This is a genomic window from Geodermatophilus sp. SYSU D00814, from assembly GCF_054050055.1.
Genome location: NZ_JBJGYP010000004.1, coordinates 132,208 through 146,743, shown reverse-complemented (window position 1 = coordinate 146,743; position 14,536 = coordinate 132,208). Strand labels below are relative to the sequence as shown.

Here is a 14,536-nt window from a genome sequence, read left to right as displayed (position 1 = left end):
CCGTACCTGGAGAACCCAGTGCCCAAGCCCCCCGTGCGCAAGCCCAAGAAGAAGGTCTGCCAGTTCTGCAAGGACAAGGCGACCTACATCGACTACAAGGACACGACCCTGCTGCGGAAGTTCATCTCCGACCGCGGCAAGATCCGTGCCCGCCGCGTGAGCGGCAACTGCAGCCAGCACCAGCGGGACGTCGCCACGGCCGTCAAGAACAGCCGTGAGATGGCCCTGCTGCCCTACACCTCGACGGCGCGCTGACCATGAGCACCCAGAAGCTGATCCTGACGCAGGAGGTCACCGGTCTCGGGTCCTCCGGTGACACCGTGGAGGTCAAGGGCGGGTACGCCCGCAACTACCTCCTGCCCCGCGGTCTGGCCATCGTCGCCACCCGCGGTGCCGAGAAGCAGGTCGAGTCGCTGCGCCGGGCGCGTGCCGCCCGCGAGGTGCGCTCGCTCGAGGAGGCCCAGTCCGTGGCCGGGCGCCTGTCCGGCCTGACCGTCCGGGTGCCCGCCCGTGCCGGTGACGGGGGCCGCCTCTTCGGCCGGGTCACCACCGCCGACGTCGCCGCGGCCGTCACCGCCGCCGGCGGCCCGGAGCTCGACCGCCGCCGCATCGAGCTGCCGAGCAGCATCAAGACCACCGGCCAGCACACCGTCACCGTGCGGGTGCACCCGGAGGTCACCACCCGGCTGGCGATCGAGGTCGTCGCCGGCTGACGCACCGCACTGCCCGCGAGGGGCGCCGGACGTCGTCCGGCGCCCCTCGCGTCGTCTCGGGCCTCGCCCGGCGGGGCAGGCCTGCTGTGGTCGGACGGGGCGCGGAGGACCGTCCACGGCCCGCTGACGCCTCCCGGGCCGTCCCTGCGGCCGGGGCACCCGGAGGCGGCGTGGCCGGCCTGCCTGCGTCCTCGCCCCGGCGAGGCGCCGGCCACGGGGTGACGGCGTCCCCGCCGGTGGGTCGTCGCGCGCCGTCACCGCCGGTGCTGTGACGGCTGCGCCGGGCGGGACGACACGACACGCCCGGGCGTCCGGCGCGCCGAGAAACTCGTGTCCACAGCCGGTGGGCGGACCCGGCGCAGGTGACACCCGCAGGACCGCTGGATGTCCGGCCGGTGTCCCGCCCGTCTCCACATGTCGACTCGGGCTGTCCACCGACTTGTCCACAAGTTGTGCAGAACGCGGTGCACACGGGGTGTTGGACGGACCCGCCGTCGCTTCCTACCGTCTCTCCGGCGCCGGGAACTGCGAGAACTGTCAGTGGCTCCCGGTACCACGGTCCTCGAACGGGCGTTCGAGTGCAGGCGACGCGCGTCCTGGTGCTTCCCCCACCGGGCCCCGGCCGGACAGGCCGGGGCTGGTCAGCGTGCGCGTGAGCGGAGGGAGGTACCCAGGTGGCGGTGGCCGACGACTTCAGCCGGCCGCAGGCGACGGCGCCGGAGTACGACCGGCAGCCCCCGCAGGACGTCGCGGCCGAGCAGTCGGTGCTCGGCGGCATGCTGATGAGCAAGGACGCGATCGCCGACGTCGTGGAGCAGCTGACCGGCAACGACTTCTACCGGCCGGCGCACCAGGTCATCTACGACACGATCCTCGACCTCTACGGCCGGGGAGAGCCGGCCGACGCCATCACCGTCGCCGCAGAGCTCAACCGCACCGACCAGCTGTCGAAGATGGGCGGCGCGGTCTACCTGCACACGCTCATCGCCTCGACGCCCACGGCGGCCAATGCCGGCTACTACGCCCAGATCGTCGCCGAGCAGGCCACCCTCCGGCGGCTCGTGGAGGCCGGCACCCGCGTGGTGCAGCTCGGCTACGGAGCGGCCGGCGGGCGGGGCGACGTCGACGACATCGTCGACCGCGCGCAGCAGGAGATCTACGAGGTCACCGAGAAGCGGATGAGCGAGGACTACTCGCGCCTCGAGGACATCCTGCAGCCGACGATGGACGAGCTCGACGCCATCGCCTCCCGCGGCGGCACCGCCCGCGGCGTGCCCACCGGGATCCGCGATCTGGACGAACTGACGAATGGTCTCCAGGCCGGGCAGATGGTCGTCATCGCCGCCCGTCCCGGTGTGGGCAAGGCGCTGGCCCTCGACACCCCGATCCCCACGCCCACGGGCTGGACCACGATGGGCGAGATCGCCGTCGGCGACCGGGTGCTGGGTGCCGACGGCCGCCCGACGACGGTCGTGGCCGCCACCGGCGTCATGACCGACCGGCCCTGCTACGAGGTGCACTTCTCCGACGGCACCGTGGTCGTCGCCGACGCCCGGCACCAGTGGGTGACCACCGACCGCGCCGCCCGCCGACTCGGCGCGCGTGGGCAGGCCCGCGTCCGTACCACGGAGGAGCTGGCCCGCACGGTCCGCTGCGCCACCGCCGACCGGCGGCTCAACCACGCCGTCGTCAACGCCGCCCCGCTCGACCTGCCCACCGCCGACCTCCCGGTGCCGCCGTACGCCCTCGGCGTCTGGCTGGGCGACGGCACGTCGGCCGCCGCGCAGTACACCAGCGCCGACCCCGAGATCGCCGTCCACATCGAGGCCGAGGGGCTGGTCGTCGTCCCCACGGGCGCCGACCGGCGGTACTCCCTGCGCCTGCCGGCCCGTCCCGGCCCCGAGGCGCGGCCGTGCCCGATGTGCGGCGAGCCCTTCGTGCCGAAGACCTCCCAGGTGCAGACCTGCGGGAAGACCTGCGGCGGTGCGCTGCGGGCCCGCGGCGGAGCCGGCCGCGCGGCGACCTGCCCCGACTGCGGCGGCCCCTCGAGCGGCCTGGCGCAGTGCCAGGACTGCCGGGACGACCACGGCACCGTGCACGCCCTCCTGCGCGGCCTGGGCGTGCTCGGGGACAAGCACATCCCGACCGCCTACCTGCGCGCGTCGGTGACCCAGCGGCGGGCGCTGCTGGCCGGCCTGCTCGACACCGACGGCACCGTGACGGGAGGCGGTGCGGTGCAGTTCGCCGTCACCAGCCGTCGGCTGGCCGAGGACGCCCGTGAGCTGATCGCGGGCCTGGGCCACCGCGTCCGGATGAGCACCAAGCGGGTCCGCGGCCGGAGCGAGGCCTCGTCCACCTGCTACACGCTCACCTTCAGCACCGACGACGAGGTGTTCCGCCTGGAACGCAAGCGGCTGCTGCACAAGGAGCGGGGTGCGCGCACGTTCACCGCCCGCGGCGTCCGTTTCGTCACCGACGTCCGGCCGGTCCAGAGCGTGCCCGTGCGGTGCATCCAGGTCGACGCCGCCGACTCCCTCTTCCTCGCCGGCCGCAGCTTCGTCCCGACGCACAACTCGACACTCGGGCTGGACATCGCTCGGTCGGCCGCGGTGAAGAACCACCTGGCCACGTGCATCTTCTCGCTCGAGATGAGCAAGCACGAGATCACCATGCGTCTGCTGTCGGCCGAGGCGAAGGTGCCGCTGCACCACATGCGCGCCGGCACGCTGTCCGACGAGGACTGGTCGAAACTGGCCCGCCGCATGGGTGAGGTGGCCGACGCGCCGCTCTACATCGACGACTCACCGAACATGACGATGATGGAGATCCGGGCCAAGGCGCGGCGCCTCAAGCAGCGCAACGACCTCAAGCTCGTGGTCATCGACTACCTCCAGCTCATGACGTCGGGAAAGCGCGTCGAGAGCCGCCAGCAGGAGGTCTCGGAGTTCTCCCGTGCGCTCAAGCTCTTGGCCAAGGAGCTCGAGGTCCCCGTCATCGCGATGTCACAGCTCAACCGTGGGTCCGAGCAGCGGCAGGACAAGAAGCCGATGCTGTCGGACCTCCGCGAGTCGGGGTGTCTGCCCGCGGAGACCCGCGTCCTCCGGGCCGACACGGGCGCCGAGACGACGATGGGTGAGCTGTTCACGGCCGGTGCCACCGACGTCCCGGTGTGGGCGCTCGACGACAACCTCCGCTACGTGCGCCGTCACCTGACGCACGTCTTCTCCACCGGCCGCAAGCCCGTGCTGCAGCTGACCACCGCATCGGGCAAGACGGTGCGCGCCACGGCCAACCACCCGTTCCTCACCTACGACGGGTTCCGGCCGCTCGGGGAGCTGGTGCCCGGTGATCGCATCGCCGTGCCGCGGCACGTGCCCGCGCCGGACCGGATGACGGTGTGGGAGGACGAGCGGGTCGTCCTGCTCGCCCACCTCATCGGCGACGGCAGCTTCGTCCGGCGCCAGCCTCTCCGCTATGCCTCGATCGACGAGGAGAACCTGCGGGCGGTCACGGCGGCGGTGCTGCACTTCGGTGTCGTGGCGGTGCGAGACGGGTACGCCGCGGCCCGCTGCACCACCCTGCGGCTGCGGTCGCCGTTCCCGCTGACCCACGGCCGTCGCAACCCGATCGCGGCGTGGCTCGACGAGCTGGGGCTGTTCGGCCTTCGCAGCCACGAGAAGTTCGTGCCCGAGCCGGTGTTCTCCCTGCCGAAGAAGCAGATCGCGACGTTCCTGCGACACCTGTGGGCCACCGACGGATCCGTCACGGTGAACAAGGACGGCCGGGGTGGGCGCGTGTACTACGCCTCGACCAGCCGCCGGCTCGTCGACGACGTCTCCCGACTGCTCCTGCGGTTCGGCATCTCCTGCCGCATCCGCCGGGTCCGGAAGGCCGGATACCGGGACGGCTGGACGCTCGACGTCAGCGGCTGCGACGACCAGCGGCGATTCCTCGGCGAGATCGGCGTCCACGGAGCCCGCGGCGCAGCCGCCGAGCGCCTGCTGGGGATCGTCCGGGAGACGTCGGGCAACCCGGACATCGACACGGTGCCGGTGCACGTCTGGGAGCGGGTGCGGGCGGTCCTGGAGGAGAAGGGCATGAGCCACCGCGCCTTCGCCGCCGCGATGGACTCGGCCTTCTGTGGCAGCGCCATGTGGAAGCGCGCACCCAGCCGCGAGCGGCTCGGGCGCATCGCGGCCGTCCTGGACGACGCCGATCTGGAGATCCAGGCGGTCAACGACCTGCTGTGGGACGAGATCGTCTCTGTCGAGCAGGGCCCCGAGGAGGAGGTCTACGACGCCACGGTGCTGGGTGGGCACAACTTCATCGCCGAGGGCATCGCCGTCCACAACAGCATCGAGCAGGACGCCGACATGGTCATGATGATCCACCGCGAGGACATGTACGAGAAGGAGAGCCCGCGGGCCGGCGAGGCCGACATCATGCTGGTCAAGCACCGGAACGGCCCGACCGCGAACGTCACCGTCGCCTTCCAGGGCCACTACAGCCGTTTCGTCGACATGGCGAACTGAGCGCGACGCACGCGAACACGAGGGCCCGGGACCGCCACGTCCCGGGCCCTGCCGGGTCACGAGGACGGCCCCGTACCGGTGGCAGGCGGGGTGTTCCACGTGGATCACCGGCGGACGGGCGGGAGGACCGCGCCCGTCGTGTGACCCGATGTGAGCGATCGGATGCGGATTTGTGATCCGGATCTCCGTCGACTAGGAAGGGGCGTCCTCCCTCAACCTGGAGAAGCCTGTGCAGCAACGACGCTGGCACCGGGCGACCTCGTCGCTCCTCGGTGCACTGACCCTGACCGCCGCCGTGACGGTCTCCGCCACCCCCGCCCTGGCCGCCCCGGACAAGCCCGAGCCGCTCTCGGTCTTCCCCACCGACTCGCTGACCGTCCGCGACCCCGCGCAGCTGACCGGACGCCGGGTCGCGCTGCCCACGGACGGGTGCGGCGCCCCGATCGCCTGCGGCCTGGTGCAGCAGCTCAACCAGCTCGACGGGTTCGACCTCGACCCGCGGATCGCGGTGCGCTTCAGCGGGCCCGTGGACCCGGCCGCGACCGCCGCCCGCATCACCCTGCAGCCGGCCGGCACCGACGCCCGCATCGGCGTCGACCGCGTCGTCTGGGACCCCGCGACCAACACGCTCTACGCCCACCCGGCCGAGCAGCTGGCGCCGTCGACCACCTACCGGCTGCGCGTCCAGGGCGGCCCGGCCAACAAGGCCACCCACGACACGTTCACCACGATGAGCGCCACCGACGGCCTGCTGGACATCCAGCGGCAGATCGACAGCGGGGACGCCTTCGCCGCCGCCAGGATCGACGACCCGGCCCTGCAGGTGCAGGGCGCCTTCCCGGCCCGGGGGACGACGGTCGCGTGGGCCACCGACCGCGGCGCCACGGACCCCGCGCCGACGCCCACGCCCGTCCCGACGGCCGCCCTCGGCGGCACGATCGTCTTCGGCTCGTTCCAGGCGCCGTCCTGGCTCACGTCCGACGTCACCATCCTCCAGACGCCGACCGGGGACGCCGGCCCGCGCCCGGTCGGGGCCGAGCAGCTGCCCTTCGTCGCGGTGCTGCCCCCCGGCACCCCGCCCCCCGGCGGCTGGCCGGTGGCCGTGTTCGGCCACGGGTTCACCAGCTCGACCAACGCCGTCTTCCTCGCCGCGGTCGAGAACGCGAAGAACGGCATCGCCACGATCGGCACCAACGTCGTCGGCCACGGGTACGGGCCCGAGAGCGGCTGGGTCGTCACCAGCGGGGGCACGACGACGACCATCCCGGCCTACGGGCGCGGGACCGACCAGAACGGCGACGGCGCCATCGACTCCACCGAGGGGTCCTCGGCCACCGGCGCGGCCGCGGCGCAGTCCTCCCGTGACGCGCTGCGGCAGACCGCGGCCGACAACATGACGCTGATCCGCTCGCTGGGCGGCACCGACGTCGATGGCGACGGGACGCCCGACCTCTCCGGCGAGGACGTGACCTACTTCGGGCAGAGCTTCGGCGGCATCTACGGCACGCTGCTGACCGGCACCGACCCGGCGGTCTCCCGTTCGGTGCTCAACGTGCCCGGCGGGCCGGTCAGCGAGATCGCCCGGTTGTCGCCGTCCTTCCGCCCGCTCACCGCGGCGGCCCTGGACGCGGCGGGCCTGCTCAACAGCACCGACCCGACCCGCAACTTCTTCCAGGAGCAGCTGCCGCTGCGCGGGGAGGGCCCGGTGACGGCGACCGTGCCCGGCGCGGTGCAGATCCAGGAGTACCTGGCCCGGTCGACCTGGCTGTCGCGCCCGGGCAGCCCGGAGACCTTCGCCCCGCTCACCGAGCCGGAGCGGGTGCTGGTGCAGGTGGCCTTCGGGGACCAGACGGTGCCCAACCCGACGTCGTACACGCTGGTCGACGCCGGGGACCTGTGGTCGCGGACCAGCCTCTACCGCAACGACCGGGCGACGCCGCCGCTGCCCAACCCGCACTCGTTCCTGCTGGTGCTGACCCACCCCTCGGCTCTGCAGGGGCAGGCCCAGGTGGCGGCCTTCCTCGGCCGCGGCGAGGTGATCGACCCCGACGGGGCCGGGAGGGTGTGGGAGGTGCCGGCCGAGGACCCGTCGGTGCTGCTCGCGCTCAACTTCCCGCAGCCGGCGCTGCGGCCCTGACCGGCCGCTGACCGCAGGGCGCACGCGAGGGGCCCGGGACGATCCGTCGTCCCGGGCCCCTCCTGCGTGTCCGGCGGTCAGGCCGGCGCCAGCGACCCGGGGTCGAAGTGGTCGAGGAACTCCCCGACCGGCCGGCCGAACCAGCGGTGCGCGCCCTGCACGGCCACCTGCGGCCAGTCCCACCACGCGACGCGCAGCAGGCGGTCGACGACGTCGTCGGCGAAGCGCCGGCGGATCACCCGGGCCGGCACCCCGCCGACCACGGAGTACGGCGGCACGTCGGCGTTGACCAGCGCCCGGGCGCCCACGATCGAGCCGGTGCCCACGGTGACGTCGCCGAGCAGCGTGGCGCCGTAGCCGATCCAGACGTCGTCGCCGACCACCAGCCGCTCACCGGTGACACCCGGCGGCGGCTCGTCGTAGGGCTCGTCGGGCACCAGGATCCCGATGGGGAAGGTGGAGGCGGTCTCGGGGCGGTGCAGGCCGCGCTGGTCGAGCGCGAGCTCCTCGCCGGTCTCGTCGTGCACCCGGCCGCCGGGCAGCACGATGCGCACGTCGTCGGCGATCGAGCAGTAACCGCCGAGCTCCACCCGGTCCAGCGGCGTGAAGGTCTGCACGAGGGTGCGCTGGCCGGCGTAGGTGCCCGGACCGGCGACGACGCCGGGGCTGCTGCCGAAGGGCCGGCGCACGCGCTCGCGCAGGCTGCCCGCGCCGGCGCAGGGGGTGACCGGGACGCCCTCGGCCAGCGCGCGGCGCACGAGGCGGGGCACGGGGTCGGCCGCCTCGGCGTCGTCCCCGGGGGCGGCCCAGCGCCGCGGCAGCCCGGCCGGGGCGGCGACGTGCGGTGCGGGGTCCCCGGGGGCGGCGACGGCGACCCCGCCGTCACGGGCGGCCGCCTCGGCCAGGGCGGTGACCGCCGTCGGCACCGCGCAGCCCTCGGTGCCGCCGGCCCACACGACGTCGCCGTCGGCCCGGTCCAGGCCCAGCAGCAGGGCGGTGGCGCGGTCGGCGCCGGGGGCGCGCACCACCTCCGCGCCCTCGACGAGGCGCAGGAAGTCGGCGACGTCGAAGCGGCCGGAGCTGTCGACGACCACGGTCTGGACCGCGTGCCCGGCGGCCTCGGCGGTGCCCACGGCGGCGACCAGCGCCTCCAGCGACGCCTCGACGGCGGAGACCCGGGTGTCGGCCACGAGGACGATGCTCACCAGCACGGGGCGACGGTAGGTGCCGTCCGGGCCGGCGCCGGCCGCGACACGGCCGGACGCGCGAGAGGGCGGGGTGCCGGGCACCCCGCCCTCTCGCGGTGGGTCGGTCCGCTACGCGGCAGCGGCCATGGCGGCCTGCTCCCGGATCAGCAGGCGGCGGACCCGCGGCTTGCCGGTGGTCATCTTCCACAGCTTGGCCACCTGGGTGGGCAGGTTCCGGGCCGTGGTGTTCTGCAGCCAGCCGTTGGGCAGCGACAGCCGGATGATCTTGTGCCAGGCGGAGCCGACCTGCCGGTGCAGCGGCGCGGTGTGGTAGTTCAGGCCGTAGCGGTCGAACAGGTCGCGGATCTTCGGCGCGATCTCGGCGTACCGGTTGCTCGGCAGGTCCGGGAACAGGTGGTGCTCGATCTGGTGCGACAGGTTACCGGTCATGACGTGCATGGCCTTCGAGCCGGAGATGTTGGCCGAGCCCAGCATCTGGCGCAGGTACCACTCGCCGCGGGTCTCGCCGTCGATCGACTTCTTCTCGAAGGTCTCGACGCCCTCGGGGAAGTGGCCGCACAGGATGACGGAGTTGGTCCACAGGTTGCGCACCGTGTTGGCGGTGACGTTCGCGGCCAGCGTGGCCAGGAAGTTCGGGCCCGACAGCAGCGGGTGGATCAGGTAGTCCTTGCGCACCTGGCGGCCGATCTTGACCAGCACCTGCTTCGCCCGACGGCGGAACTCGGGGTCGCCGGTCTGCTTCTTGGCGATGACGGCGCCGAGCTCGAGGTCGTAGGCGGCGATCCCGTACTCGAAGAAGCAGGCGTTGACGAAGCTCCACAGCGGCTGGCCGAGGTACATCGGCGTCCACGGCTGGTCCTCGTCGACGCGCATGATGCCGTAGCCGAGGTCGTTGTCCTTGCCGATCACGTTCGTGTACGTGTGGTGCAGCTCGTTGTGCGAGTGCTTCCACTGCTCGGCCGGACTGGCCATGTCCCACTCCCACGTCGTGGAGTGGATCTTCGGGTCGCGCATCCAGTCCCACTGGCCGTGCAGGATGTTGTGCCCGATCTCCATGTTCTCGAGGATCTTGGCGATCGACAGGCCGATCGTGCCGACGATCCAGGCCGGCGGGAAGCCGGAGGCGAGCAGGACGGCGCGGCTGCCCAGCTCGATCTTGCGGTGCACGTCGATGACCGTGCGGATGTAGCGGGCGTCGGCCTCGCCACGGCTGTCCACCACGCCCTGGCGGATCTCGTCGAGCTCCTTGCCGATGAGCTCGACGTCCTCGGGGGTGAGGTGCTCGATGGGGTTGACGTCCTTCTTCTGCAGCGCGGTCATGCGGTGCGGCTCCTCCGGGGTTCTCGGGTCAGTGGTCGATGTCGCAGGCGCCGGCGGCGGCGCTGACGCAGGTCTGGACGAGGACGCCGTCGCCGGGGGCGGCGGTGGTGACCTCGCCGGTGCGCAGGTCGCGGACGGCGCCCTCGCGCAGCGGGAGCACGCAGCCGTAGCAGATGCCCATCCGGCAGCCGCTGGGCATGAGGACGCCGGCCTCCTCGGCGGCGTCGAGGATCGGGGTGGCGCCGTCGGCCTCCACCGTCGTCCCGTTCCGCGTGAAGGAGACGGTGCCGCCCTCGCCGGTGACCAGCACCGTGGGCCGGAACCGCTCGGTGTACAGACGGTCGGCGAGGCCGGCGGCGGCCCAGTGCTCCTCGAGCGCCTCGAGCATCCCGACCGGGCCGCAGGCCCAGGTGGCGCGCTCGGCGAGGTCGGGCACCAGCGCGGCGATCGCGGCGGCGTCGAGCATGCCGGCGGTGTCGGTGTGCTGCTCGACCAGCCGGATCCGGCCGTCGGCGGCCAGCTGCCGCAGCTCGGCGCCGAAGACGACGTCGTCGGCGGTGGGCGCGGAGTGCACCAGGACGACGTCGTCGAGCTCGGGGTGGTTGCGCAGGATGCCCATGACCGGCGTGATGCCGGAGCCGGCGGTGACGAACAGCGCCTTGGCCGGCCGCTGCTCGGGCAGGCAGAACTCGCCGGTGGCCTGGTCGAGCTGCACGATCGTGCCCGGCCGCGCCCGGCGGACCAGGTGGTTGCTGACCTTGCCGTCGGGGATGGCCTTGACGGTGACGGTGAAGCAGCCGTCGGCGCGGCCGAGGTCGGAGGTGACCGAGTAGGCCCGCCACAGGCGGACGCCGTCGACGTCGATGCCGAGGCGCACGTACTGGCCGGGGCGGTGCGGCCGCCAGTCGGCACCCGGGCGGATGACCAGGGTGGCGGCGTCGCGGGTCTCCGGCAGCACGGCCTCGATGCGCCCGCGCAGGGCCGCACCGGAGCGCAGCGGGTCGATGAGGTCGAGGTAGTCGGCGGGCAGCAGCGGCGTGGTCACGAGCTCGGCGAGACGGAGCGCGCGGTCGCGCAGCGCCCGCAGGCCCGGCCGGGCCGGGGAAGGGCGCGGAACGGTCGCGGTCATGCCTCCACAGTTCCCTGCCGAACGTCTAACTACCTGTGCCCTGGACGTGAACGTCGCGCCGGATACTGTTCCCAGCGCACAACCGAGGTCACGGGGAGGTCACGGTGACACCCGAGCAGGGGATGTTCGCGCCGGAGATCGCGGCGGCGATGGTCGGCGAGCTGCCGTCGGTGGCCGAGCGCACGGTCGCGGCGATCGTGGTCGAGGTGCCCAGCTACGCCGAGGCGTTCCGCGGCCCGATGGGGCGCAAGATCGAGAACGCCGTCCAGCTCGCGCTCGCGGGCTTCCTGGAACTGGCGACGTCGGCCGGGGGCGCCGACGCCAGCCGGCCGGTCGACCCGGCCATCGAGGGTGCCTACTCCCTGGGCCGCGGGGAGGCCCGCACCGGGCGGCCGATGGACGCGCTGCTGGCGGCCTACCGGGTGGGTGCCCGCGTGGCGTGGCGGCACCTGAGCGAGACGGCGGTGGCCGCCGGCATGCCCGCCGGGTCGCTGGCCCGCTTCGCCGAGCTCGTGTTCGCCTACATCGACCGGCTGTCGGCGGCCAGCGCGTCCGGCCACGCCGACCACCTGGCCGCCAGCGGCCGCGAGCGGCGCCGGCACCTCGAGCGGCTGGCGGCGCTGCTGGTCACCGGGGCGCCGCCCTACGAGCTGCACGCCGCCGCGGAGCGGGCGGACTGGACGCCGCCGCGGACGCTCACCGCAGTCCTGCTGCCCGAGGCCGACGCGCGCGGGGCGATGGGCGCGCTGGACGCGCGGACGCTGCAGGCCGGCGAGGACCTGCCCGGCGCCGAGCCGTCGACCGAGCGGTCCGTGCTGCTGGTGCCCGACGCCGAGGGCCACGCGCGGGCAGCGCTGCTGACCTCGCTCACCGGGCACGGCGCCGTCGTCGGACCCCCGCGGCCGTGGCAGGACGCGCGGTCGTCCTACACGCGGGCGCTGCGGGCGCTGCAGCTGCAGCTGCTGCCCGACGGCGACGCCCCGGTCGACACCGAGCTCCGGCTGGCCGACCTGGTGCTGCGTGCCGACGCCGAGGCGCTGACCGACCTGCGCGCGCAGGTGCTCGCGCCGCTGGAGGGCCTGGGCCCCGGTCCGCGGGAGAAGCTGCTGGAGACGCTGCGCTCGTGGCTGCTGCACCACGGCCGGCGCGAGCAGGTGGCCGCCGAGCTGTTCGTCCACCCGCAGACGGTGCGCTACCGGATGGGGCAGCTGCGCGACCTCTACGGCAAGCGCCTCGACGACCCGCAGACGGTCCTCGAGCTGACCCTCGCCCTCGGCGCCCGCTGAGCCCGGCCGCGGCCGGGTCGGTGCCGTCCCCCGCCATCGCCCGCCGGCGCCGCCGCACTGCGGGCGTTCCGCTCGCTCTGCGGGTACTGCAGCGCCCTCGGTGCGCGAGGAAGACCGGCACTGCGGGCGGCACGGGCGAGACACGGCAGCCGCCGGTCCTCGGGTCACCCGGGGCGCAGCACCGCGACGAGGAAGTCCGACTCCGCGGTGAACGGGTGCAGGTGCCAGCTCGACAGGAGCAGGTCGGGCTCCAGTCCCGCGGCGCGGGCGTCGGCGAGGAAGACGGCGAAGTCGTAGTCGCGCCCGGCACCGAAGCCGACGACGGCCCGCCCGCCCTCGGCCAGGTGCCCGCGGAACCGGCGCAGCACCTCACCGCGGGTGGACGGCGCCAGGAAGGTCACCACGTTGCCGGCGCAGACGATCGCGTCGAACCGGTCGGGCAGGTCGAGCTCGGCGAGGTCGCCGACGAGCCAGCGCGGCCCGGGGTGGTCCTGCTCGGCCGCCGCGATGAGCACCGGGTCGACGTCGACCCCGACCACCGTGTGCCCCACGGACGCCAGGTGCCCGCCGACGCGGCCCGGGCCGCAGCCGGCGTCGAGCACCCGCGAGCCGCGGGGCAGCATCGCGTCGACGAGCCGGGCCTCGCCGACGAGGTCCATCCCGCCCGCGGCCAGGTCCCGGAACCGCTGCACGTACGCGGCCGAGTGGCCGGGATCGGCCTGCGTCATCCGCACCCAGGCGCTCGGTTCGGTCATGCCCCCATCGTCGTCGGGCGCCAGTCCGGCGGGTCGCCCGGGTGCAGCGCGGGGTCGTCGGCGGCCAGCGTGCGCACCGGCCCCGGCGGGGTGAGCGGTCCCTCGAACCGGACGGTCACCCGACCAAGGCCGCGGCCCCACACCCACCCCGCGCCCAGCTCGTCGTGGACCACGTCCTGCCCCGGCCACCAGCGCCGGTCGGCCGGCGGCTCGGGCACGGCCGGGCCCTCGTCGGCGGCGTCCTCGACCTCCTCGGCGGCGTCGTCGCCGGAGAACAGGTCGCCCTGCGCGTACTGCGACAGCCCCGAGACGCCGACGCCGAGCAGCCGCAGGCCGCCGCCCGTGCCGGCCTCGGCGAGCAGCCGGCGGGCGATCGCGGCGACCTGCCGGGCGTCGTCGGTGGGCTGCGGCAGCGTCTGCGAGCGCGTCATGGTGGTGAAGTCGTAGCGGCGCAGCTTGACCGTCACCGTCCGCCCCGACAGCGCCGAGGCGCGCAGCCGGCTGCCCACCCGGCCGGCCATCGCGTCGACGAGCCGGTTGAGCTGGGCCAGGTCGGTCAGGTCGCGCTCGAAGGTCTCCTCCTGCGAGACCGACTTCGCCTCCCGCTCGGCCACCACCGGCCGGTCGTCCTCCGCGCGCGCCAGCTGGTACAGCCCGCCGCCGTGCGCCCGACCGGCCAGCGCGACCAGGTCCGGCAGCGACTTGGCCGCCAGCTGCGCCACCGTGCCGACGCCGACCTGCCGCAGCCGCTCCGCCGTGGCCGGGCCCACCCCGCCCAGCCGGGTCACCGGCAGCGGGTGCAGCACGTCGAGCTCGGTGCCCGGCGCGACGACGACGAGGCCGTCGGGCTTGTCCAGGTCGGAGGCGATCTTGGCCATGAGCTTGGAGCTGCCGATGCCCACCGAGCCGGTGACCCCGCCGGTGGCCGCGGCGATGCGCGCCTTGAGGTCGCGGGCCAGCGCGGTGACGCCGTCGACGGACAGGTCGCAGCCCTCGCCGGCCGCCAGGTCGACGTAGGCCTCGTCGATGGACACCTGCTCCACCAGCGGCGACAGCTCGCGCAGCAGGCCCATGACCACCTCCGACGTCCGCCGGTAGGCGCCGAACCGGCCGCCGAGGAACGCCGTCCCTGGGGGGCAGCGGCGCCGCGCCTCCGCCGTCGACATGGCCGAGCGCGCCCCGTAGGCGCGCGCCTCGTAGGACGCGGTGGCGACGACGCCGCGCCCGCCGGTGCCGCCGACGACGACCGGCCGGCCGCGCAGCGAGGGCTTGTCGCGCTGCTCGACGGCGGCGAAGAACGCGTCGAGGTCGAGGTGCAGCACACTCGCCTCCCGCCGCACGCCCCCATCGTCCTACGCGGGGGCGACGGGACCGCCGCGACCGCGCCGGGCACCGTCCGGGTGAACCGGCACCGCGCCGTGCCAGAACCCGTTGATCACCACCGCGCCGGATGTGA

The 14,536-nt window shown here is 74.2% G+C and carries 10 protein-coding genes; 5 read left to right on the top strand and 5 right to left on the bottom strand.

Translation table 11 applies throughout. The features are described 5' to 3' along the window. Nucleotides 1-18: 18 nt before the first annotated feature. The 4 genes from rpsR (at nt 19) to ACI780_RS04510 (ending at nt 7,382) form a co-directional block, all read left to right on the top strand. Nucleotides 19-255 carry a 30S ribosomal protein S18 gene (rpsR, locus tag ACI780_RS04525; protein WP_073422051.1) on the top strand — a complete coding sequence of 79 codons (237 nt, stop codon included), beginning with the start codon at nt 19-21 and terminating at the stop codon, nt 253-255. A gap of 2 nt (nt 256-257) precedes the next feature. Next, the gene (gene rplI / locus ACI780_RS04520) at nt 258-713 is read left to right on the top strand and encodes a 50S ribosomal protein L9 (protein ID WP_456871211.1); all 456 of its coding nucleotides are present in this window, start codon (nt 258-260) and stop codon (nt 711-713) included. 680 nt (nt 714-1,393) lie between these two features. Continuing rightward, nucleotides 1,394-5,245 carry a replicative DNA helicase gene (locus ACI780_RS04515; RefSeq protein WP_457001066.1) on the top strand — a complete coding sequence of 1,284 codons (3,852 nt, stop codon included), beginning with the start codon at nt 1,394-1,396 and terminating at the stop codon, nt 5,243-5,245. Between the two features lie 295 nt (nt 5,246-5,540). Beyond that, entirely contained in the window at nt 5,541-7,382 is a 1,842-nt protein-coding gene (locus tag ACI780_RS04510; RefSeq protein WP_457001064.1) for an Ig-like domain-containing protein, read from the top strand. Nucleotides 7,383-7,459: 77 nt separating this feature from the next. Here ACI780_RS04510 and ACI780_RS04505 read toward each other — a convergent pair whose 3' ends face one another. The 3 genes from ACI780_RS04505 to ACI780_RS04495 form a co-directional block, all read right to left on the bottom strand. Then, nucleotides 7,460-8,593 (bottom strand): hypothetical protein, encoded by a 1,134-nt coding sequence (locus ACI780_RS04505; RefSeq protein ID WP_457001062.1) that lies wholly within the window; start codon nt 8,591-8,593, stop codon nt 7,460-7,462. A gap of 105 nt (nt 8,594-8,698) precedes the next feature. Beyond that, on the bottom strand, nt 8,699-9,910 hold the full coding sequence (locus tag ACI780_RS04500) for a fatty acid desaturase family protein (protein ID WP_456871215.1): 1,212 nt from the start codon (nt 9,908-9,910) through the stop codon (nt 8,699-8,701). Nucleotides 9,911-9,938: 28 nt separating this feature from the next. Further along, nucleotides 9,939-11,039, bottom strand: a complete 1,101-nt coding sequence (locus ACI780_RS04495; protein ID WP_456871216.1) for a ferredoxin reductase — start codon at nt 11,037-11,039, stop codon at nt 9,939-9,941. Between the two features lie 104 nt (nt 11,040-11,143). Between ACI780_RS04495 and ACI780_RS04490 the strand changes: the two genes are divergently transcribed. Next, a complete protein-coding gene (locus ACI780_RS04490) occupies nt 11,144-12,325 on the top strand; it encodes a PucR family transcriptional regulator (RefSeq protein WP_456871217.1) in 1,182 nt (393 codons plus the stop codon). Nucleotides 12,326-12,489: 164 nt separating this feature from the next. Here the strand turns inward: ACI780_RS04490 and ACI780_RS04485 are convergent, their stop codons facing one another. Next, a complete protein-coding gene (locus tag ACI780_RS04485) occupies nt 12,490-13,080 on the bottom strand; it encodes a class I SAM-dependent methyltransferase (protein ID WP_456871218.1) in 591 nt (196 codons plus the stop codon). Then, nucleotides 13,077-14,420 (bottom strand): DNA polymerase IV, encoded by a 1,344-nt coding sequence (locus ACI780_RS04480; RefSeq protein WP_457001059.1) that lies wholly within the window; start codon nt 14,418-14,420, stop codon nt 13,077-13,079. Before ACI780_RS04480 ends, ACI780_RS04485 begins: the two co-directional genes overlap by 4 nt. Nucleotides 14,421-14,536 lie beyond the last annotated feature (116 nt).

Excerpts from the sequence above, each read along its gene's own strand:
- rplI (WP_456871211.1), top strand. The coding sequence starts at position 258 with ATGAGCACCCAGAAGCTGATCCTGACGCAGGAGGTCACCGGTCTCGGG.
- ACI780_RS04500 (WP_456871215.1), bottom strand. The coding sequence starts at position 9,910 with ATGACCGCGCTGCAGAAGAAGGACGTCAACCCCATCGAGCACCTCACC.
- ACI780_RS04495 (WP_456871216.1), bottom strand. The coding sequence starts at position 11,039 with ATGACCGCGACCGTTCCGCGCCCTTCCCCGGCCCGGCCGGGCCTGCGG.
- ACI780_RS04485 (WP_456871218.1), bottom strand. The coding sequence starts at position 13,080 with ATGACCGAACCGAGCGCCTGGGTGCGGATGACGCAGGCCGATCCCGGC.